The organism is Corynebacterium sp. LK2590 (genome assembly GCF_040946105.1).
Lineage (GTDB): Bacteria > Actinomycetota > Actinomycetes > Mycobacteriales > Mycobacteriaceae > Corynebacterium.
The window spans coordinates 363,994-383,513 of record NZ_JAYWMH010000002.1; the positions used below are offsets into that span (position 1 = coordinate 363,994).

General features: G+C 67.6%; 15 protein-coding genes. 12 read left to right on the top strand and 3 right to left on the bottom strand.

The genetic code is table 11. The features are described 5' to 3' along the window. Positions 1 to 90: 90 nt before the first annotated feature. The 3 genes from VVR85_RS04325 to VVR85_RS04335 form a co-directional block, all read right to left on the bottom strand. Positions 91 to 1,365: a glycosyltransferase 87 family protein gene (locus VVR85_RS04325; RefSeq protein WP_368519718.1), complete on the bottom strand. Its 1,275-nt coding sequence runs from the start codon at positions 1,363 to 1,365 to the stop codon at positions 91 to 93. Positions 1,366 to 1,414: 49 nt separating this feature from the next. Next, complete coding sequence (gene ilvD, locus VVR85_RS04330; RefSeq protein ID WP_368519719.1) at positions 1,415 to 3,268, bottom strand: dihydroxy-acid dehydratase; 1,854 nt, start codon at positions 3,266 to 3,268, stop codon at positions 1,415 to 1,417. A gap of 96 nt (positions 3,269 to 3,364) precedes the next feature. Further along, positions 3,365 to 3,973: a PH domain-containing protein gene (locus tag VVR85_RS04335; protein WP_368519720.1), complete on the bottom strand. Its 609-nt coding sequence runs from the start codon at positions 3,971 to 3,973 to the stop codon at positions 3,365 to 3,367. A 429-nt stretch (positions 3,974 to 4,402) separates the two neighbouring features. On the opposite strand from VVR85_RS04335, the gene VVR85_RS04340 reads away from it, so the two are divergent. From VVR85_RS04340 to VVR85_RS04395, 12 genes are all read left to right on the top strand, one after another. Then, positions 4,403 to 6,238, top strand: coding sequence for an acetolactate synthase large subunit (locus VVR85_RS04340; RefSeq protein ID WP_368519721.1), 1,836 nt, complete (start codon positions 4,403 to 4,405; stop codon positions 6,236 to 6,238). 2 nt (positions 6,239 to 6,240) lie between these two features. Next, positions 6,241 to 6,756 carry an acetolactate synthase small subunit gene (ilvN, locus tag VVR85_RS04345; RefSeq protein WP_368519722.1) on the top strand — a complete coding sequence of 172 codons (516 nt, stop codon included), beginning with the start codon at positions 6,241 to 6,243 and terminating at the stop codon, positions 6,754 to 6,756. 77 nt (positions 6,757 to 6,833) lie between these two features. Beyond that, a complete protein-coding gene (gene ilvC, locus VVR85_RS04350) occupies positions 6,834 to 7,850 on the top strand; it encodes a ketol-acid reductoisomerase (RefSeq protein WP_368519723.1) in 1,017 nt (338 codons plus the stop codon). A gap of 49 nt (positions 7,851 to 7,899) precedes the next feature. Continuing rightward, a complete protein-coding gene (locus VVR85_RS04355) occupies positions 7,900 to 8,847 on the top strand; it encodes a cation diffusion facilitator family transporter (protein WP_368519724.1) in 948 nt (315 codons plus the stop codon). 21 nt (positions 8,848 to 8,868) lie between these two features. Beyond that, complete coding sequence (locus VVR85_RS04360) at positions 8,869 to 10,674, top strand: DUF262 domain-containing protein (RefSeq protein WP_368519725.1); 1,806 nt, start codon at positions 8,869 to 8,871, stop codon at positions 10,672 to 10,674. After that, positions 10,664 to 11,611 carry a hypothetical protein gene (locus VVR85_RS04365; RefSeq protein ID WP_368519726.1) on the top strand — a complete coding sequence of 316 codons (948 nt, stop codon included), beginning with the start codon at positions 10,664 to 10,666 and terminating at the stop codon, positions 11,609 to 11,611. The genes VVR85_RS04360 and VVR85_RS04365 overlap by 11 nt, the downstream gene beginning before the upstream one ends. A 65-nt stretch (positions 11,612 to 11,676) precedes the next feature. Beyond that, complete coding sequence (gene serA / locus VVR85_RS04370; protein ID WP_368519727.1) at positions 11,677 to 13,263, top strand: phosphoglycerate dehydrogenase; 1,587 nt, start codon at positions 11,677 to 11,679, stop codon at positions 13,261 to 13,263. A gap of 178 nt (positions 13,264 to 13,441) precedes the next feature. Next, positions 13,442 to 14,467, top strand: a complete 1,026-nt coding sequence (locus VVR85_RS04375) for a 3-isopropylmalate dehydrogenase (protein WP_368519728.1) — start codon at positions 13,442 to 13,444, stop codon at positions 14,465 to 14,467. Between the two features lie 91 nt (positions 14,468 to 14,558). Continuing rightward, entirely contained in the window at positions 14,559 to 16,133 is a 1,575-nt protein-coding gene (locus VVR85_RS04380; protein WP_368519729.1) for a cell wall-binding repeat-containing protein, read from the top strand. Positions 16,134 to 16,143: 10 nt separating this feature from the next. Beyond that, positions 16,144 to 18,003, top strand: a complete 1,860-nt coding sequence (locus tag VVR85_RS04385) for a DUF294 nucleotidyltransferase-like domain-containing protein (protein WP_368519730.1) — start codon at positions 16,144 to 16,146, stop codon at positions 18,001 to 18,003. Positions 18,004 to 18,036: 33 nt separating this feature from the next. Continuing rightward, on the top strand, positions 18,037 to 18,672 hold the full coding sequence (locus VVR85_RS04390) for an exonuclease domain-containing protein (protein WP_368519731.1): 636 nt from the start codon (positions 18,037 to 18,039) through the stop codon (positions 18,670 to 18,672). 50 nt (positions 18,673 to 18,722) lie between these two features. Further along, the gene (locus tag VVR85_RS04395; protein ID WP_368519732.1) at positions 18,723 to 19,517 is read left to right on the top strand and encodes a fumarylacetoacetate hydrolase family protein; all 795 of its coding nucleotides are present in this window, start codon (positions 18,723 to 18,725) and stop codon (positions 19,515 to 19,517) included. Positions 19,518 to 19,520 lie beyond the last annotated feature (3 nt).

Genomic DNA, 19,520 nt, shown 5'->3' on the forward strand with positions numbered 1-19,520 from the left:
ATAACTCGCCCAAAAACGCCATTTTTGATGACGCGTCAACGCGCCTGCCTGTGGATAACCCCGACTTTGGCGCGAAGGGAGTTGAGTCCGTCACACTTCGGTGCGCGTGCCTGTGGATAACTCCTGCCGCGGCTGTTTCAGTGCGCAGTAGGCGTAGAGGGCGCCGGCGATGATGATCATCCACACGAAGTCGCTCACCAGGAACTTCTGCATGGTGTTAAGCCCGTAGACGTTGATGTCGTCGCCGAACCACCACTTGGGTGGCATCGTGAGCAAGCAGAAGGCCCAGGCGGCCACGACGGCGATAAGACTGCCGGCGACCCAGGTCTGGTGCCGCCACGACCACGCGCGGTAGGCGAGAACCGGCAGGATGAGTGCCAGCCAGACCCAGTGGTGCGACCAAGACACCGGAGAGATGAGCAGCATGACGACGGAGGCGGTGAGGGCGGCATCGATAGCCAGGCCGCGGCTAAGGAGGCTGCGCATGAGCCAGGCGCCGACGCCGATGATGATTAGGGCGCCCACCAGCCAGGCGACGTTGAGCAAGGTGCCGTGGGCCTCGGCGGCCTCGGCGGAGGTGAACGCGCGCTCGAGCACGCCCTTCCACGAGCTGTTGGACTGGTAGGCGGTGCCGACGCCGAAATCGTCGCCGGAACCCATGGCGAGCATCTTGCCGAAGAAGAACTCGACGAAGACATCCCAGCGCACGGCCGCCGCCAGGGCCGTGGCGACGACGCCGGAGACGGCAGCGGTGACAATCGGCTTGACTTCCTTGCGGACCAGGAAATACAGCAGCATGGCCGCAGGGGTCAGCTTGATGGCGGCCGCGACGCCGATGAGCCAGCCCTGCGGCAGGTAGCGCTTGCGCGGCACGAGGTCGAAGACCACCAAGGCCATGACGGCGATGTTGATCTGCGCGAAACCGTTGTTCAGCTCCACCGGCTCGAAGCCCAGCACCACGGCCCAGACCACGAAGACGACCGCGAGGAAGTTGCGGCGCGCCATCGCCGGCAGGATGGCGCGGGCGACGAAGTAGATGCACGCGAGCAGCAGCAGGTCGGACAGCACGATCATGATGTCGCCGGCCAGGTCGTCGCTCATCCACTCGAAGGCGGCCAGCGGCACCATCACTAGGGCGCCGAAGGGAGGGTAGATGAACGGCAGGGCGATGTCGCCGGCATACATCGGCTGCGAGTAGACCTCGCCGCCCGACAGGAAGGCCTTGACCCCTTCCCGGTAGATGATCATGTCGACGGGGAAGTCGGTGATCAGGGTGTGGGCGATGGTCTTCCCGATGCCGCCGAGGAGCCCGGCGGCGATGAGGAGATAGGCCAGTAGTGGCGGTACGCGGCGTTGGGTATTCACCCCGGAGAGTTTAGGCGAGACGCCCGCGCCCCGGGGCGATCGACGTGGCCTAGTGGACGTGGCCGTCGACCACGCGGACGGCGCCGCGGTCGGCGGAGGTCGCCAGGGCGGCGTAGGCGCGCAGCGCCTTGGTCACCGGGCGGTTGCGGTCCACCGGGGTGAACGGGTGCTCCCGCTCCATCTGGGCGGCGCGGCGGCGGGCCAGCTCATCGTCGGCGACGGCCAGCTCCAGGCGGCGGGAGCGCACGTCGATGTGGATGGTGTCGCCGTTTTCGATCAGCCCGATGAGCCCGCCGTGGGCGGCCTCGGGCGAGATGTGCCCAATGGACAGCCCCGAGGTGCCGCCGGAGAAGCGCCCGTCGGTGATCAGCGCGCACTTCTTGCCCAGCCCGGCGCCCTTGAGGAAGGAGGTCGGGTGGAGCATCTCCTGCATGCCGGGGCCGCCGGAGGGGCCTTCGTAGCGGATGACCAGCACCTCGCCTGCCTGTACCTCCTTGTTGAGGATGGCGGAGACGGCCTGCTCCTGAGACTCGACCACGCGGGCCGGGCCGCTGAACCCCCACAGCTCCTCCTCGACGCCGGCGGCCTTGATGACGGCTCCGTCGGGGGCCAGGTTGCCGCGCAGGACCACGAGGCCGCCGTCGGCGGAGTAGGCGTGCTCGGCCGAGTGAATGCAGCCGTCCTGCTGGTCGGTATCCAGCGAGGACCAGCGGTTCGACGTCGAGAAGGGCTCGGTGGTGCGCACCCCGCCGGGCGCGGCGTAGAAGAGTTCCTCGGCGTCCGGGATGTGGTTCCCGCCGCGGATGTCCCAGTCGTCGAGCCACTGGTTGGCGTCGTCGTAGCAGACCGTGTGGACGGTGGTGTCGAGGTGGCCGGCGCGGCGCAGCTCGCCCAGGATGGCGGGGATGCCGCCGGCGCGGTGGACGTCTTCGATGTGCCACACGCCGTTCGGCGCGACCTTCGACAGGCAGGGCACGCGGTCGGAGATGGCCTCGATGTCGCGCAGGGTGAAGTCGACGTCGCCTTCCTGGGCGGCGGCCAGCGTGTGGAGGATCGTGTTGGTGGAGCCGCCCATGGCCATGTCCAGCGCCATGGCGTTGGTGAACGCGGCCTTGCTGGCGATGCTCCGCGGCAGCATCCGGTCGTCTTCCTCGCCGTAGTAGCGCTGGCACAGCTCGACGATCTTTTCGCCGGCCTGCTCGAACAGGCGCCGGCGCTGGGCGTGGGTGGCCAGGGTCGTGCCGTTGCCGGGCAGGGCCAGGCCCAAGGCCTCGGTCAGGCAGTTCATGGAGTTGGCGGTGAACATGCCGGAGCAGGAGCCGCAGGTGGGGCAGGCGGATTCTTCGACGGTGGTTAGGGCGGCATCGGAAACCGCGTCGGAGGCCGAGGCCGTGATCGCGGTGATGAGATCGGTGGGCTGGTGGGCCACGCCGTCGACGACGACGGCCTTGCCAGCCTCCATCGGCCCGCCGGAGACGAAGATGGTGGGGATGTTCAGGCGCAGGGCGGCATTCAGCATGCCCGGGGTGATTTTGTCGCAGTTGGAGATGCAGACCAGGGCGTCGGCGGTGTGGGCGTTGACCATGTACTCGATGGAGTCGGAGATGATCTCGCGGCTGGGCAGCGAGTAGAGCATGCCGGAATGGCCCATGGCGATGCCGTCGTCGACAGCGATGGTGTTGAACTCCTTGGGCACCCCGCCGGCGGCGCGGACGGCCTCGGCGACGATGTCACCGACGTTTTTCAGGTGCACGTGGCCGGGCACGAACTGGGTAAAGGAGTTGGCGATGGCCACGATGGGCTTGCCGAAGTCGTTCTCGGCGGTACCGGTCGCGCGCCAGAGGGCGCGGGCGCCGGCGGCTTGACGGCCTACAGTGGTGGTTTTTGAGCGCAGCGGGTACATGGGGGTCTAAAGCCTTGACCTTTCTACAGGCACACGGGGATATCAGGAAAGAAGAGGCAAAGCCGTACCGCGTGCGCGGATGGGGTGGCCGCGCGCCTAGTTGGGGTTGGACTCAGTGTGGGTGGCCGAGTCGCCCTCGGTGGCTTGGTAGGCAGCATACTCCTCCTTGGACATGAGAACCTGCTGCCCGTCGCGGTGGATGACCACGACCTTGTCGTCGGCGGCCTTCTTACCTGCGCTGAGCGCGTCCGGGATGCGCCCGCGGGAGGCCCGCGCCAGGTCGGGGAGTGAATTAAAGGTTACCCCCGGAAGGTTGAATTTCCGGCCCGCGTGGGTCGCGGCGAAGGCGTGCGCGCGCTTGAAGCCGATGCCTGCGAACTCGTCCCAGGACAGCCGGGCATCCCCGCGGAAGGCGTAGCGGATGGCGATGCCGGCCTCGCCCACCGTGGTGCGCGCCCGCAGCACCCACCAGAAGGCCAGCGCGGGGATGATCAGCAGCCAGCCCAAGACCAGCGGCTTCCAGGAGATGATGAGGATTGCGATGGCGGTGAGCAAGACGATGGCGAGCAGATTGGTGCGCTCCGGTCGAAAGACCGTGGTTTGCTCGGCCGTCCCGGCGGGTGCCTGGTTGGTGCGATTTTTATTCGCTTCCTCCGGGCGGGCCGGGCGGTTGTTACGGGAAGGTCGGCGCTGGGGTGTGCTCATGGCTATCCATGCTAGTGGACGGGGGTTAGCGTGGGAAAACCCGCGACGCGTTTCATTGTATGGTCAATCGTGACGGAATTAATTTCAAAGCGTGAGATAACCCCGGCTAGGGGTAAGGGGGTTGTCGCAAATTTTCGGCTGTGTATGATGCAGGACATGATCATTATTCGACTTCAGCTAGTACTCGTACCCGAGCGGCGCTCGCCGTAGCGGCTAACTGTTGTCGTATACGCCAAGCGCCCTCGACGCGGAACCACCAGAGGCAGGTTCCCGCCGGGGGCTTTGTCGTATCGGCAGACCCCGGCCGGCAATGATCATCGCCTCGCACCCAGGAGGTGGTAGCCGACAATCACCAACCACAACGACCAACAACCCAGACAACCTAGTCAACCCAGTCAACACTTAAATGCAAAAAGGAGCGAATCTACCGTGGCAGCTTCACCCACTCCCACGCCCGCTTCCGTGGCCGCTCGAACCGGCACCCCTGTTCGTGAAAGGCTCACCGGAGCCGAGGCAATCGTCCGCACGCTAGAGGATCTCGGAACCGAGCTGGTATTCGGCATCCCGGGTGGCGCTGTGCTCCCGTTGTACGACGCGCTGGCCCATTCGAGCCGCCTGCGCCACGTGCTGACCCGGCACGAGCAGGGCGCCGGCCACGCGGCCGAGGGCTACGCCCAGGCCTCCGGGCAGGTGGGGGTGTGTATCGCTACCTCCGGCCCGGGCGCGACCAACCTGGTCACGCCGCTGGCCGACGCCATGCTGGATTCCGTCCCCGTGGTCGCCATCACCGGCCAGGTCGGGTCCAACCTGTTGGGCACCGACGCCTTCCAGGAGGCGGACATCCGGGGCATCACGATGCCGATTACCAAGCACAACTTCATCGTCGCCACGCCCGAGGAAATCCCCGGGGCTATCGCCGCCGCCTTCCACCTGGCGTCGACGGGCCGCCCGGGCCCCGTGCTGGTCGATATCCCGAAGGACGTGCAAAACGGCACGTTGGACTACACGGCCCCGACGCGCCTCGAGCTGCCCGGCTACAAGCCGGTCACCCGCCCACACGCGCGCCAGATCAACCAGGCGGTCCAGCTGATTTCGGAGTCCCGCAAGCCGGTGCTTTACGTCGGCGGCGGCGTTATTAAGGCCAACGCTGAAAAGGAACTGCGGGAATTCGCCGAGTTCACCGGCATCCCCGTGGTCACCACGCTGATGGCGCTGGGCGCGTTCCCCGAGTCGCACCCGCAGCACCTGGGCATGCCCGGCATGCACGGAACGGTGCCGGCGGTCGCGGCCATGCAGCGCTCCGACCTGCTGATCGCCATTGGCGCCCGGTTTGATGACCGGGTGACGGGCGATACGGCATCGTTTGCGCCGGGGGCCCGCGTCATCCATGCGGACGTCGACCCGGCCGAGATTGGGAAGAACCGCGAGGTGGATATCCCCATCGTGGGCGATGCCCGCGAGGTCCTCCACCAGCTGCTGCGGGGGTTCCAGGGCCCGCGCCAGCCCGAACTGCCGGAGCTGGACCGCTGGCGTACTTACCTGGATGACCTGTGCGAGCGCTACCCGCGCGGGTGGGAGCCGACCGGGGACGGCCTGCTCAACCCGCAGTTCGTGCTCGAGCAGCTGAGCAAACTGGCCGGCCCGGAGGCAATCTATTGCTCCGGCGTGGGCCAGCACCAGATGTGGGCCGCGCAGTTCATCGACTTCGAGCGCCCGCGCAGCTGGATTAACTCCGGCGGCGCCGGGACGATGGGCTACGCGGTGCCCGCCGCCCTGGGCGCCAAGGCCGCCAGCCCGGACCGCGAGGTTTGGGCCATCGACGGCGACGGCTGCTTCCAGATGACCAACCAAGAGCTGACGACCGCGGCCATCGAGGGCTTTCCCATCAAGGTGGCGGTCATCAACAACGGCAACCTGGGCATGGTGCGCCAGTGGCAGACGCTGTTTTTCGACGGCAACTACTCGCACACCAAGCTGCGCGAGGGCGGCACCTTCCTGCCGGACTTCGTGCAGCTGTCCCAGGCGCTGGGTTGCGAAGCCATCCGGGTCACCTGCGAGGAGGAGGTCGCCCCGGCTATCGAGCGGGCCCGCGCTATCAACGACCGCCCGGTCGTCATCGACTTCATCGTCGGCGAGGACGCCCAGGTCTGGCCGATGGTCGGCGGCGGGGCATCGAACGAGGAAATCCAATACGTCCAGGGGCTGCGGCCCCTGTTCGCGGAAGAGTCCAGTAAGGACTTGGACGCGACCGGAAAGGAGAGTTAACCATGGCAGCAACCGATGTCACCCGGCACACGCTGTCGGTGCTCGTCCAAGACGGGGAGGGGATCATCTCCCGCGTGGCGGGAATGTTTACCCGCCGCGGCTATTCCATAATCTCCTTCGTCTCGGCGCGCACGGAGACCGAAGGCATTAACCGCCTGACTATCGTGGCGGATGCCAACGAGATTGTTATCGAGCAGATTACCAAGCAGCTCAACAAACTCATCCCGGTCATCAAGGTCGTCGAGCTGGAAGAGGATTCCTCGGTCGCGCGGGCGATCATGTTGGTCAAGGTCGCAGCGAACAACGCAAACCGGCCCCAGGTGGTCGACGCGGTCAACATCTTCCGCGCCCGCGTGGTCGATGTGGCGCCTGAGTCCGTGGTTGTGGAGGCCACCGGCACCCCCGGCAAGCTGCAAGCGCTGCTGGACGTGTTGGAACCGTTCGGAGTGCGCGAGCTAGTGCAATCTGGACATGTGGCGCTCTCGCGCGGCCCCAAGGCGATGGCCCCACCCAAATAAACGAATAATCACCCTGGCCGTTTAGGCCACAGTTTTCCACCCATCATCATCATTTTTGGAAAGTAGGTAAATACCTCATGGCAATCCAGACCTTCTACGACGACGACGCCGATCTGTCCATCATCCAGGGCCGCAAGGTAGCCATCATCGGCTACGGCTCCCAGGGACATGCCCACGCGCAGAACCTGCGCGAGTCCGGCGTCGAGGTCACCATCGGCCTGCGCGACGGCAGCAAGTCCGCCGTCAAGGCGGAGGAGGCCGGCTTCCGGGTGACCTCCGTCGCCGAGGCCGCCGAGTGGGCCGACCTGGTCATGCTGCTGGCGCCGGATACCTCCCAGAAGGAGATCTACGACAACCAGATCGCCCCGCACCTGCACGACGGCGACGCCCTCTTCTTCGGCCACGGCCTGAACATCCACTTCAAGCTGATTGAGCCGGCCGAGAACATCACCGTCGGCATGGTCGCCCCGAAGGGCCCGGGCCACCTGGTGCGCCGCCAGTTCCTGGACGGCAAGGGCGTTCCCTGCCTGATCGCCGTCGAGCAGGATCCGAAGGGCAACGGCCAGGACCTGGCTCTGTCCTACGCCGCCGCCATCGGTGGTGCCCGCGCCGGCGTCATCCCGACCACCTTCGAGGCCGAGACCGTCACCGACCTCTTCGGTGAGCAGGCCGTCCTGTGCGGTGGCGCGGAGTTCCTCATCAAGACCGGCTTCGAGGTCCTGGTGGAGGCCGGCTACGAGCCGGAGATGGCCTACTTCGAGGTCCTGCACGAGATGAAGCTCATCGTGGACCTGATGTTCGAGGGCGGCATCGCCAACATGAACTACTCGGTCTCCGACACCGCGGAGTTCGGCGGCTACCTGTCCGGCCCGCGCGTCATCGACGAAGGCACCAAGCAGCGCATGCGCGACATCCTGTCCGATATCCAGGATGGAACCTTTACCAAGCGCCTGATCGCCAACGTCGAGGGCGGCAACAAGGAGCTGGAGGGCCTGCGCCAGGAGTTCGCCGACCACCAGATTGAAAAGACCGGCGCGCAGCTGCGCGACCTGATGAGCTGGGTTAAGGTCGAGCTGACCGACACCGCTCGCTAGATTTTCAATCTATTTTCAATAGCCGGTTTTTCGGCTATACTCATTGAGTATGACAAAGCACGGCCACGGTCACAGTCGTGGGCACAGCCACGACCACTCGCACGGCATCGACGCGCAGAACACCCCGCTGCGGGCGCTGGTCACAGCGCTCGCCATCACGGGCACGGTGTTCTTCGCGGAGATTGTCGGCGGGGTGGTTTCCGGCTCGCTGGCGCTGCTGGCCGACGCCATGCACATGCTCTCCGATGCCACCGGCCTCATCCTGGCCGTTATTGCCGTGGTGATTGGCCGCAAGGCGGCCTCGGCTCGGGCGACGTACGGCTATCGGGGAGTGGAGGCCCTTGCCGCCGCGGTCAACGCCGTGGCGGTTGTTGCCGTCTCCGTGTGGATCGTGGTCTCCGCGCTGCTGCGCCTGGGCAACGACCAGGCGGTGGACCCGCACGTGATGGGCGGGGTGGCCATCGTCGGCCTGCTAGCTAACGCGGCCAGCGCCTGGGTGCTGCACCGCCAGCGCAGCGCCTCCCTCAACGTCGAGGGCGCGTTCCTGCACGTGCTAACCGATCTCTTGGGCTCGGTGGCCGTGATCGCGGGCGCCGTCATCATCTACTTCACCGGCTGGCGCGCCGCCGACACGATCGCCTCGTTGGTGATCGCCGCCATCGTCGCCCCGCGCGCCATCAAGCTGCTGGGCGCTTCCTTGTCCGTGCTGCTGGCCCGAGTGCCGGCCGGCTACGACGTCGCGGACATCGCCGCGGCGTTGGAGGAAATCCCGCGGGTGCGCGCCGTCCACGACCTGCACGTCTGGTCGGTCAGCGGCACCGAGGCGCTGGCGACCTGCCACCTGGTGGTCAACGACGATTTCTCCACCGGGCCGGTGCTGGATAGGGCGCAGGAGATCCTGCACGAGATGGGCATCGAGCATTCGACCATCCAGCTCGAGCACCCCGGGCACCAGGCGCACGAGACGACCTGTACTGAGCACTCGCACGGCGATTAGGGCGGGGTTAAGCTAGGCGGCATGGGTTTCACCACGCCAAGCTATGACCTGCCCGACCTGTTCGCCCGCATCGATCGCGGGGATATCCAGCTGCCCGATTTTCAGCGATCCTATGCCTGGGACGAAGACCGCATCCGCTCGCTCATCGTGACCGTCCTGCGCGGCTATCCCATGGGGGCGATGATGGCCCTGGATACGCGCAACGAGCCGCAGCGCTTCCGCCCGCGCCGGATTAGCGGCGCGCCGGCCACCGACAACGCCCCCGGCATGTTGCTGCTGGACGGCCAGCAGCGCCTGACCAGCCTCTACCACTGCTTCCGGGGCTCGGGGGAGGTGGAGACCACCGATTTTCGCTCCAAGAAGATTACCCGCAGCTTCTTCGTTGACGTGCGCAGCGCCGTGCGCGGGGACCTCCTGCCCGACGAGGCGGTTTTCGCCGTCAACCAGGCCGGGGCAGTGCGCTCCCATTTCGGTCCCGACATCGAGAGCAACCTGCACGAGCGCAGCCAGCAGGTGGCGAACCTTTGCCTGCCGGTCGCCGCGTTGCTGGGGGAGGAGGGCCCCGCGCTGCTTTTCGACATGGCCGCTCAGGCCGGCGACGGCGACCGGGCGCTGCTGGCAGCCTTCCAGCATCGGGTGATGGCCCCGCTGACCGGGTACAACACGCCGATTATCCGGCTGGCCCGCCACACGGCGCGGGCGGGCGTGGGCTCAATTTTCGCCCAGGCCAACGCCGCGGGCCTGCAGATGGACGTCTTCGACCTGCTCACCGCGGTTTTCGCCGCCGAGGACCCGGACTTCCAGCTGGCCCGCGACTGGGAGGAAACTGAGCGGGTGCTGCGGGACTACCCGGCGCTGGACGGCATCGGCCGTACGCAGTTCCTGTCGGCGGTCTCCTTGCTGGTGACCGGCTCCCGCGGTCCCGCGCGCGGGCAGCGCGAGGACATTCTGAACCTGCGCCTGGCCGACTACCGAAAGGCCACGGAGACGCTGCGGATTACCTTCCGGGAGGTCGCCGAGTTCCTATCGCAGCGGTGCATCTTCGAGCTGGCGCAGGTGCCCTATAGCGCCCAGATCGTTCCCCTGGCGGTGATTCTGGCCCAGCTTTCCGAGGCCCGCGGCGAGCACGGCCGGGTCTTGAGCGCCCAGGCGGCCTGGGACAAGCTCAACCAGTGGTTCTGGTGCGGGGTGTTCGGGGAGCTCTACGGCTCCTCGGCGGTCAAGCTGCGCTCGGCCCGGGACGTCGACGAGGTCACCGCCTGGGTCGAGGGTAAGACCGACCGGGCGCCGAAGACGGTGCGCGACGCGCAGTTTAGCGAGTCCCGCCTGCTGTCCGCCGGCCCGGACGATGGGGTCTTCCATGCCATCTACGCTCTGCTCATGGGCAGGGGAGCGCGGGACTGGCGCACCGCCCAGCCTTTCAACCGGGGGACCATCGGGGACCTGCAGCCGGGCTTCGAGCCGGTTTTCCCCCTGGCCTGGGCGAAAAAGCACGCGGTGCCGGCCTCCCTGGCGGCCTCCGTGCTCAACCGTGCGCCCATGGGCAAGCGCACCGAGGTGGTTCTGGACGGCTATTCGCCCGCGCGCTACCTGCCCCGAGTACAATCCAAGTCTTTAATGGAAGACCACGAGTTCGCAGCCGTTTTGGCCAGCCACGAGCTCGACCCGGAGTACCTGTGGGCCGCCGATTTCGACGGTTTCCTGCGGGATCGCCGCCAGCGCCTGGTGGCGATGATCGAATACGCCATGGGCAAGCCGGTGCGTCGGGACGTGGATGAGGCCGATCTGACTGCCGGAGAAGAAGGACCGCAAGCCTTTGTTCGTTAAAGGTGTTCGCACCCGCACTGCAGTCGTCGCCGCCCATGTCGCGTCGGTGGCGCTGTGCCTGACGCTTTCTGGCTGCCACGACGTGCTCCACCAGCCGACGGCGGTGCTCACGGATTCGGTGACCCCGGCCGAATCCGACATCAACTTAGACGACGCGGCGGCCGAAAACCGCAACCGTATGGTCAAGGAGGAGTTCAAGGGGCACTTCCACGTCTTCGAGGACCCGTACGGGTTGGAAACGCTCCGGTATTTCTTCCCGGAGTCGCCGACCCTGGTCATCAGCGATCAACGGGATTCTTCTAAGCTGCGCGCGGCGTCCATCGCGGTGTCCCAGCGCGCGCCCATGCTGGTCTACGACGAGTCCATCCGCAACGATATCTATACCGAGATGGCCCGGCTCGGCGTGGACCGGGCGCTGATGGTCGGCCAGGTGCCGATGACGGCCTCGGCCGGCTCCGTGCGCCTCATCCAGGACCCGGGCACCACCTGGGCGCTGGGGCAGATCACCGCCTTCCAGTTTGAGAGCAAGGTGGTGGCCAACCGGGAGAACATGGCGCGCGCGGTGGCGCACCTGGACGGGCGGACCCGCACGGAGCTGAAGGCGGCCTGGGAGCCGCTCGAGCGGCTCGAGGACGAGGAGGCTGTGCCGCTGCCGGCCCAGTCGCGGCGCGACGCGGACATGGCGCCCATTGTGGTGGCCACGGAGGCGGCCTCGGTGGCATCGGTAGCTAACGCCCGATCCTATGGCGCGGGCGTGCGGATGATGCCCACGGCCGACCCGCGGGAGTCCAAGGTTTCGCAGGCCATGGTCGAGGGGATGGAAGACGGCCCGTTGGTGGCTCTTGGCCCCGAATTCGGGGATGAAAAACTGTTAGCCGATAGAATTAGGGAAGGCTGGTCGGAACCGCGCCCTGCCAGTGGCGTTCCCGCTGCATAGCCAGGGTACTACAGAAGGCCAGCCGGATCCCTCTTTCTAAAAGACAACAACCCCAGGAGCCTTCAATGACCAAGCCCCTTGTAGTGATAGCCGACAAGCTTGCCCAGTCCACCGTCGACGCGCTTGGTGAGTCCGTGGAGGTCAAGTGGGTTGACGGCCCGAACCGGGCCGAGCTGCTGGCGGCCGTCCCGGCTGCCGATGCCCTCTTGGTGCGCTCCGCGACCACCGTTGACGCGGAGGTGCTCGCCGCCGCGACCAACCTGAAGATCGTCGGCCGCGCCGGCGTCGGCCTCGACAACGTCGACATCGACGCGGCCACCGAGCGTGGCGTCATGGTGGTCAACGCGCCGACCTCGAACATCCACTCCGCCTGCGAGCAGGCCATCGCCCTGCTGCTGGCCACCGCCCGCCAGGTGCCTGCCGCCGACCGCAGTCTGCGCGAGGGGCGCTGGGCGCGCTCCGAGTTCAAGGGCGTGGAGGTCTACGGCAAGACCGTCGGCATCGTCGGCTTCGGCCACATCGGCCAGCTCTTCGCCCAGCGCCTGAAGGCCTTCGAGACCACCCTGTTGGCCTACGACCCGTACGCCAACCCGGCTCGCGCCGGTTCCCTCGGGGTCGAGCTGGTGGAGCTCGACGAGCTGATGGAGCGTTCCGATTTCGTGACCATCCACCTGCCGAAGACCCCGGAGACCGCCGGGATGTTCGACGCCGAGCTGCTGGCCAAGGCGAAGCCCGGCCAGATCCTGATCAACGCCGCTCGCGGCGGGCTGGTCGACGAGGCCGCGCTGGCCGAATCCATCCGCTCGGGCCGCCACCGCGGCGCCGGCTTCGACGTCTATGCCTCCGAGCCGTGCACCGATTCGCCGCTGTTCGAACTGGACGCGGTCACCGTCTCCCCGCACCTGGGCGCTTCCACGGTGGAAGCCCAGGACCGCGCGGGCACGGACGTGGCGGCGTCGGTCCTCAAGGCGCTGGCCGGCGAATTCGTCCCGGACGCGGTCAACGTCTCGGGCGGGCGCGTGGGCGAGGAGGTCGCCCTGTGGCTGGAGCTGGCCCGCAAGGTTGGCCTGGCGGCCGGCAAGCTGCTGGATTCCCCGGCGGTGGCCATCGAGGTCCAGGCCTGCGGCGAGCTGGCCAACGAAGACCCGGATGTGCTGGGGCTGTCCGCCGTGCGCGGCCTGTTTAGCGGCGTGGTGGACGAGCCGGTCACCTTCGTCAACGCTATGCAGATTGCCGAGAGCCGCGGCGTCGACGTGCAGGTCGGCACCGGCGAGGTCGCCCAGGGCCACAGCTCCGTGCTGCGCGTCAAGGTCATCGGCTCCAACGGTGAGGTCTCCGTGCTGGAGGGCGCGCGCACCGGCATCGACGGCGTAGAGAAGATCGTGCGCATCGATGGCCGCGGCGTCGACATGCGGGCCCAGGGCCGGAACCTGTTCTTCCGCTACGCGGATGCTCCGGGCGCGCTCGGCACGGTCGGCACGGTGCTGGGCGGGGCCCGCATCAACATCGAGGCCGCCGCGCTGACCCAGGGCAAGGTGGCCGACGACGCCGTACTCATCCTGCGCGTGGACAACCCGGTCTCCAGCGAGCTGACCGAGGAGATCTGCAACAAGCTGGGTGCCACCTGCCTGCAGCTGAACTTCGACGCCTAGGCGTCAAAGGACGCCTAGGCGAGAGAAGGAGGCCTAAGCGCCAAGAGGAGGCCTACGGGCCAAAAGGAGGCCTCCGCAAGAAGGGCCGAATCCGGCCGGCGCACAAAAATGGCCGCCTAGCCGCCGGGGTTTGCTACACTGAGTCAAAGTCCATTATGCGGAATAGGAGTCTCAGTATATGAAACTTGCGGTTATTGGCGGCGACGGAATCGGCCCCGAGGTTACGGCGGAGGCCCTCAAGGTGCTGAAGGCTGTGCGCTCGGACATCGAGGCCACCGACTTCGACCTGGGTGCCTCCCGTTATGTGCGCTCCGGCGAGCTGTTGACCGAGGACGACCTGGCGGCCCTGCGCGAGCACGATGCCATCCTGCTGGGTGCTATCGGCGACCCGGCCCGGGTGGCGCCCGGCGTGCTGGAGCGGGGATTGCTGCTCAAGCTGCGCTTCGCCCTCGATCACCACGTCAACCTGCGCCCGTTTACGGCTCGTGCCGACGCGGCCAGCAGCCCGCTGGCTAACCCGGGCGACATCGACCTGGTGGTCGTGCGCGAGGGTACCGAGGGCCTCTACTGCGGCAACGGCGGCACCCTGCGCGAGAACACCCCGCACGAGGTGGCCTCCGAGGTCTCCCAGAACACCCGCTTCGGCGTTGAGCGGGTGGTGCGCGACGCCTTCGCCCGCGCCCAGGCTCGCCGCGGGCACCTGACCCTGGTTCACAAGACCAACGTCTTGGTCAACGCCGGCGGCCTCTGGCAGCGCACCGTCGACGAGGTGGCTCGCGAATACCCGGACGTCACGGTCGACTACAACCACGTCGACGCGGCCACCATCTACCTGGTCACCGATCCGGGCCGCTACGACGTTATCGTCACCGACAACCTCTTTGGCGACATCCTGACGGACTTGGCCGGCGCGGTTACCGGCGGCATCGGCCTGGCGGCCTCCGGCAACATCGACGCCTCCCGGGTAAACCCCTCGATGTTCGAGCCGGTCCACGGCTCCGCGCCGGATATCGCCGGTCAGGGCGTGGCCGACCCGACCGCGGCCATCCTCTCGGCTGCGCTCCTGCTGCGCCACCTGGGCGACGAGGCCAACGCCGAGCGCATCGAGAAGGCCGTGGCCGCCGATGTCGCTGCGCGCACGGGTGCCCCCATCGTGACCACCGAGGTCGGTGACCGCCTGGCCCGAGCCGTGTGCGCTGGCTAAACCCGCGGGTTAACCGAACCGCAGGCTGGGCGAGGAATTAAGAATGCAGGAAACTGCATACCAAGCCCGGCCGGCTTGTAAGATGATCACGATGGCTACCAAGGCACTGAATTCTTTGTCCCCACGCTCCCGCCGCACCCCGCGGGCGGCGGCAGCGCTCATCGTCGCCGCGACCGCGCTGGGGCTGGCCTCCTGCGCCGGCGGCGACGGATCCTCCGGCTCGGAAGGCGGCACGCACGGGCCCGAGGGCGCGAAGGAACTGGCGGCCGATTCCCGCGAGCTCGTCGCGGACGAGACCGGTAACGGCGTGGCCACCACGCAGGCCTTCTTCGACTCGGCCGCCGAGGTCTTCGTCGCCGGCGAAGACCGCAACGCCCAGGCCAGCGCCGCCGATGCCGCCGTGGCCGCCGGCGCCCCCATGCTCGTCGTGCGTGGCGAGGGCTCGGACGCGGCCGCTGTCGCCGAGGAGATCCAGCGCCTCGGGGCGGAGACCGTCCACGACTACGGTGCCGGGTTGTCGGAAGAGGACCTGGGCGAGGGAGTCTCGATCGAGGTCACCGAGGACTTTGAGACCCAGGCGGCGGACGCGCAGGACCCCTTCGGTGAGTTAAAGCGCATCGCGGGCCTGGATAGCGACTACGACGTGCCGGCCGCCGCGCTAATCTCGGCCCAGACCGCCGAGGACGCCGGGGCCTCCGCGCTGGCGGCGACGGCCCGCTCGGCCGGGGCCGACGTGCTGGGCGTGCCGGTGGCCGACCCGCGCGCGACCAGCGAATCCATGCAGGCACTCGAGGACGGCGCCGTCGTCGGCCTGGGCAAGGACTTCGACTCCCAGGACGAATTCGATGCCAGCGCCGAGCTGGCGGCCGCCGGCGAGCTGCCGGGCGGCGGCGGGCTGCTCTTCCCGGGCCGCCGCATGGTGGCCCTCTACGGTCACCCGTCCGGTGGGGCGCTGGGGCTGATGGGGGAGCAGCCCCCGGCAGAGGCCGTCGACCGCGTGCAAAAGCTGGTCCACGAATACCAGCCGCACACCGACTACCCGGTCATGCCCGCCTTCGAGATCATCGCGACGGTGGCCTCCTCGGAACCGGGCCCGGACGGCGATTTTTCCAACGAGGCGGACCCGGAAGAGCTCATCCCGTATATCGACGCCATCACCGAGGCCGGCGGGTATGCCTTCCTGGACCTGCAGCCGGGACGGGCGAACCTGCTGGACCAGGCGAAGCTCTACGAGGACCTGCTCAAGCGCCCGAACGTCGGGCTGGCCCTGGATCCGGAGTGGAAGATCGGCCCGGACGAGCAGCCCATGGGGCGCGTCGGCCACGTTGAGGCCCACGAAATCACCGAGGTCGGCGACTGGCTGGCCGAGCTGGCCCGCGACAACGAGCTGCCGCAGAAGGGCCTTATCGTCCACCAGTTCCAGCTGCAGATGATCCGCGACCGCGAGACCATCAACACGGATCACCCGGAGTTGTCCTTCATCCTGCACGCCGACGGCCACGGCGGCCCGGACCAGAAGTTCGATACCTGGAACACCATGCAGCAGGGCTTGAGCGACGATTACTTCATGGCGTGGAAGAACTTCATCGACGAGGACACACCCACTTTCACCCCCGAGCAGACTTATGACATAGAACCGCGCCCCTGGTTCGTCTCATACCAGTAACCTAGCTCACATGAGCGTGGAGATTACTGAGGTCCGCACCTTCCTAGCCGCCCACGAGCCCTTCGCCCGCCTGCCGGGCGGGGAGCTCGACGCCCTGCCCACCAGCCTGACCATGCGCTACGCCCGCCGCGGCGAGGTCTTCGTGGAGCCGGGCGGGCCCAACGATTTTCTCTACGTCATCCGCTCCGGCGCCGTCGACATCATGGACGCCGACGGGGTGCTTTTGGACCGACGCGACGCCGGCCAGTGCTTCGGCTATTCTACGCTGGTGGGAGAAAACTCCCCGCGCTACCGCATGGAGGCGGTCGAAGACAGCCTGGTGCTGGCCCTGCCACGCGCGGACTTTAGCGAACTGGCGCAGCGCCACCCCGACGTGGACCGCTATTTTTCCTCCCAGTCGCGCCGCATCCGGGCGGAGGCCGAGAAGCTCACCGACACCGAGCACGCCGAGATCCTGCGCCAGCGCGTGACCGACCTGCCGCTGCAGGAGCCGGTGACCGCCGCGGCCGAGGAGGGCATCGCCGCTGCCGCCCGCCGCATGACCGAGCACAACGTCTCCTGCCTGGTGGTCACCGATCCCGCCGACGGCAGCGCGCACGGGATCGTCACCGACCGCGACCTGCGCGCCCGCGTGGTGGCGGCCGGCGTGGACCCGGCCCAGCCGCTTTCGGCGGTGATGACCGCGCCGGTGGCCACGGTGCGCCCCGACAGCCTCGTCATGGAGGCCCTGCTGGTCATGGCAGAAAAGTCCATCCACCACGTGCCCGTGGTCGACGGTCGGAAGGTGGTGGCGGTCCTGCTGCAGGCGGATATCGCGCGCACGCTGCAGGAGGACCCGCTCTACGTCGCCGCGGATTTCCACCGCTGCGAGACGGGCGAAGAGCTGGCCGACGCCTTCGCACACTCGCGCCAGCTAGCCGCCCGCTACGTGCGGCGCAACGCCTCCCCGGAGGAGACCGCCGGGGTGCTGACCCTGGGCGCGGACGCGCTGGCTAGGCGCCTGTGCACCCTAGCCGAGCGCGAGCTCGGGGCCCCGCCGGTGGAGTACGCGTTCGTCGCCGTCGGCTCCCAGGGCCGCCGCGAGGTCGGCTTCGCCTCCGACCAGGACAACGCGCTGGTTGTGGCCGACGACTACGACGAGTCCCGCCACGGCCAGTACTTCGCGCAGTTCTCCGAGCTCGTCTGCCAGGGTCTCGCCGCGGCCGGGCAGCTGCTGTGCCCGGGTGACATGATGGCGAGCAATCCCGAGTGGCGAATGTCGGTGAGCTCCTGGGAGGCGACGTTCCGCCGCTGGGTCCAGGCCCCGCAGCCGGAGGCCCTCCTGCACGCCCAGGTCTTTTTCGACCTGCGGGCGGTGGCGGGCAGTACCGAGCTAGCCGCCGGGGTGCACCGCGGGGCCGTGGCCGCCGGGCAGGCCTCCCGCCGCACGCACGCGCACCTGGCCAGCCTGGCCGCCCGCCGTGAGCCACCGCTGACCTTTTTCAAAGGCTTCGTGGTGGATCGCTCCGGCGACTACGCGCACACCCTCGACGTGAAGAAAGGTGGGCTCGCCGCCGTGGTCCAGATGGCCCGGCTGTACGCGCTGGTCTCCGGCAGCCGGGCCGTGGATACCCGCAGCCGGCTGGCCGATGCCGCCGGCCAGAGCGTCAGCCAGCAGGGCGCGGCCGATCTGCGCGACGCCTTCGACTACCTGACCAGCATCACCCTGGCGCACCAGGCCGCCCAGCACGCCCGTGGGGAGGCCACGGACTACTACCTGTCGCCGAAGGAGCTCAGCCGCAACCAGCGCGAGCACCTGCGCGATGCCTTCCAGATCATCAAGAGCCAGCAAAACGCGCTGGCCACCAAGTATCCCGTCCGCAATATCTAGCCCGCGCGCGAGAAGACAAGGAGGTATCCCAGCATGGCGCTCTTTCGCCGTTCCCGCCTGGATTTGGAGGCGCCCGCCCGGTCCACGCCGCTGGATGAGCTGGAGTTGCTGGCCGTGGACATGGAGACCACCGGGCTGGATCCGCGCCGCGACCGGATCGTCTCGGTCGGCTGGGTGCCGGTGCGCGGTCAGGTCATCGACTTGGCCGGCGCCGGCTACCACGTCGTGCGCGGGGCATCGGTGGGGCAGTCGGCCACCATCCACCTGCTTACCGACGACGCCCTGGCCGCCGGCGAGGCCGAAGACGACGTCCTGGAGAGCCTCTTTGCTGCCCTGCGAGGGCGGGCGATGCTCGCGCACTTCGCCGGACTCGAGGTCGGTTTCTTAAACGCGGCGGCACGGCGTCACCGCGGCCGCGTGCCGCACCTGGAGGTAGTAGACACCTTCGGGCTCGAGCGCCGCCACATGGAGCGCATGGGCACCTACCCGCGTGGGGAGGACTTGCGCTTAGCAAACGTGCGTGCGCGCTACGGTTTGCCGGCCTACGGCAGCCACAACGCGCTGGGCGATGCCCTCGCCTGCGCCGAGCTCTACCTGGCGATTGTCAGCGGCATGCGGGCGGACACACTCAAAGAGATCCAGCGCGGCGTGCAGATCAAAGGAACCTAACAGGGGGGATTAACAAAGTTGCAAAGGCGTCCATGAGTACACTATGCGTCATGCGTTTAGGACGAATTGCACACCCAGAAGGAATCTGTTTCGCCATCATCGAGGGCGAGGACGAACTCGTCGCGAAGGAAATCGCGGACACCCCGTTTACCACCCCGAAGCCGACCGGCCGGGAGTGGAAGCTCGACGAGGTGCGCCTGTTGGCCCCGACGCTGCCGACCAAGGTGGTCGCCTTGGGCCGCAACTACGCGGACCACGTGGCCGAGGTCTTCAAGGAGTCCGCGGAGCACCTGCCGCCGACGATCTTCGTTAAGCCGTCGACCGCCGTCATCGGCCCGGACAACCCCATCAAGATCCCGGATTTCGCCACCCGCGTGGAATTCGAGGGCGAGCTGGCCGTGGTCATCTCCAAGCCGTCGAAGAATATTAAGGCCGAGAACTGGCGCGACCACGTGCTGGGCTACACCATCTGCAACGACGTCTCCTCCCGCGACCTGCAGTTCTCCGACGGCCAGTGGGCCCGCGCCAAGGGTATTGACACCTTCTGCCCGCTGGGGCCGTGGATCGAGACCGACCTGGACACGCTGGATCTGGACAACACCAAGATCAACGCCTACCTGACCCACGAGGGCCAGCGGGAGCAGAAGCAGGACTCGAACACCAACCAGATGATCGTCAAGATGGGCGGCATCCTGGAAGAGATCTCCGCCTCGATGACCCTGCTGCCGGGCGACGTCATCACCACCGGCTCGCCGGCCGGCACCGCCCCGATGACGCCGGGCGATCACATCGAGATCGAGATCCCGGGCATCGGCTCGCTGTCCAACCCCATCGCGCGCGCTTAAAAC

Excerpts from the sequence above, each read along its gene's own strand:
- ilvD (WP_368519719.1), bottom strand. The coding sequence starts at position 3,268 with ATGTACCCGCTGCGCTCAAAAACCACCACTGTAGGCCGTCAAGCCGCC.
- VVR85_RS04335 (WP_368519720.1), bottom strand. The coding sequence starts at position 3,973 with ATGAGCACACCCCAGCGCCGACCTTCCCGTAACAACCGCCCGGCCCGC.
- ilvN (WP_368519722.1), top strand. The coding sequence starts at position 6,241 with ATGGCAGCAACCGATGTCACCCGGCACACGCTGTCGGTGCTCGTCCAA.
- ilvC (WP_368519723.1), top strand. The coding sequence starts at position 6,834 with ATGGCAATCCAGACCTTCTACGACGACGACGCCGATCTGTCCATCATC.
- VVR85_RS04355 (WP_368519724.1), top strand. The coding sequence starts at position 7,900 with ATGACAAAGCACGGCCACGGTCACAGTCGTGGGCACAGCCACGACCAC.
- VVR85_RS04360 (WP_368519725.1), top strand. The coding sequence starts at position 8,869 with ATGGGTTTCACCACGCCAAGCTATGACCTGCCCGACCTGTTCGCCCGC.
- serA (WP_368519727.1), top strand. The coding sequence starts at position 11,677 with ATGACCAAGCCCCTTGTAGTGATAGCCGACAAGCTTGCCCAGTCCACC.
- VVR85_RS04375 (WP_368519728.1), top strand. The coding sequence starts at position 13,442 with ATGAAACTTGCGGTTATTGGCGGCGACGGAATCGGCCCCGAGGTTACG.
- VVR85_RS04380 (WP_368519729.1), top strand. The coding sequence starts at position 14,559 with ATGGCTACCAAGGCACTGAATTCTTTGTCCCCACGCTCCCGCCGCACC.
- VVR85_RS04385 (WP_368519730.1), top strand. The coding sequence starts at position 16,144 with ATGAGCGTGGAGATTACTGAGGTCCGCACCTTCCTAGCCGCCCACGAG.
- VVR85_RS04390 (WP_368519731.1), top strand. The coding sequence starts at position 18,037 with ATGGCGCTCTTTCGCCGTTCCCGCCTGGATTTGGAGGCGCCCGCCCGG.
- VVR85_RS04395 (WP_368519732.1), top strand. The coding sequence starts at position 18,723 with ATGCGTTTAGGACGAATTGCACACCCAGAAGGAATCTGTTTCGCCATC.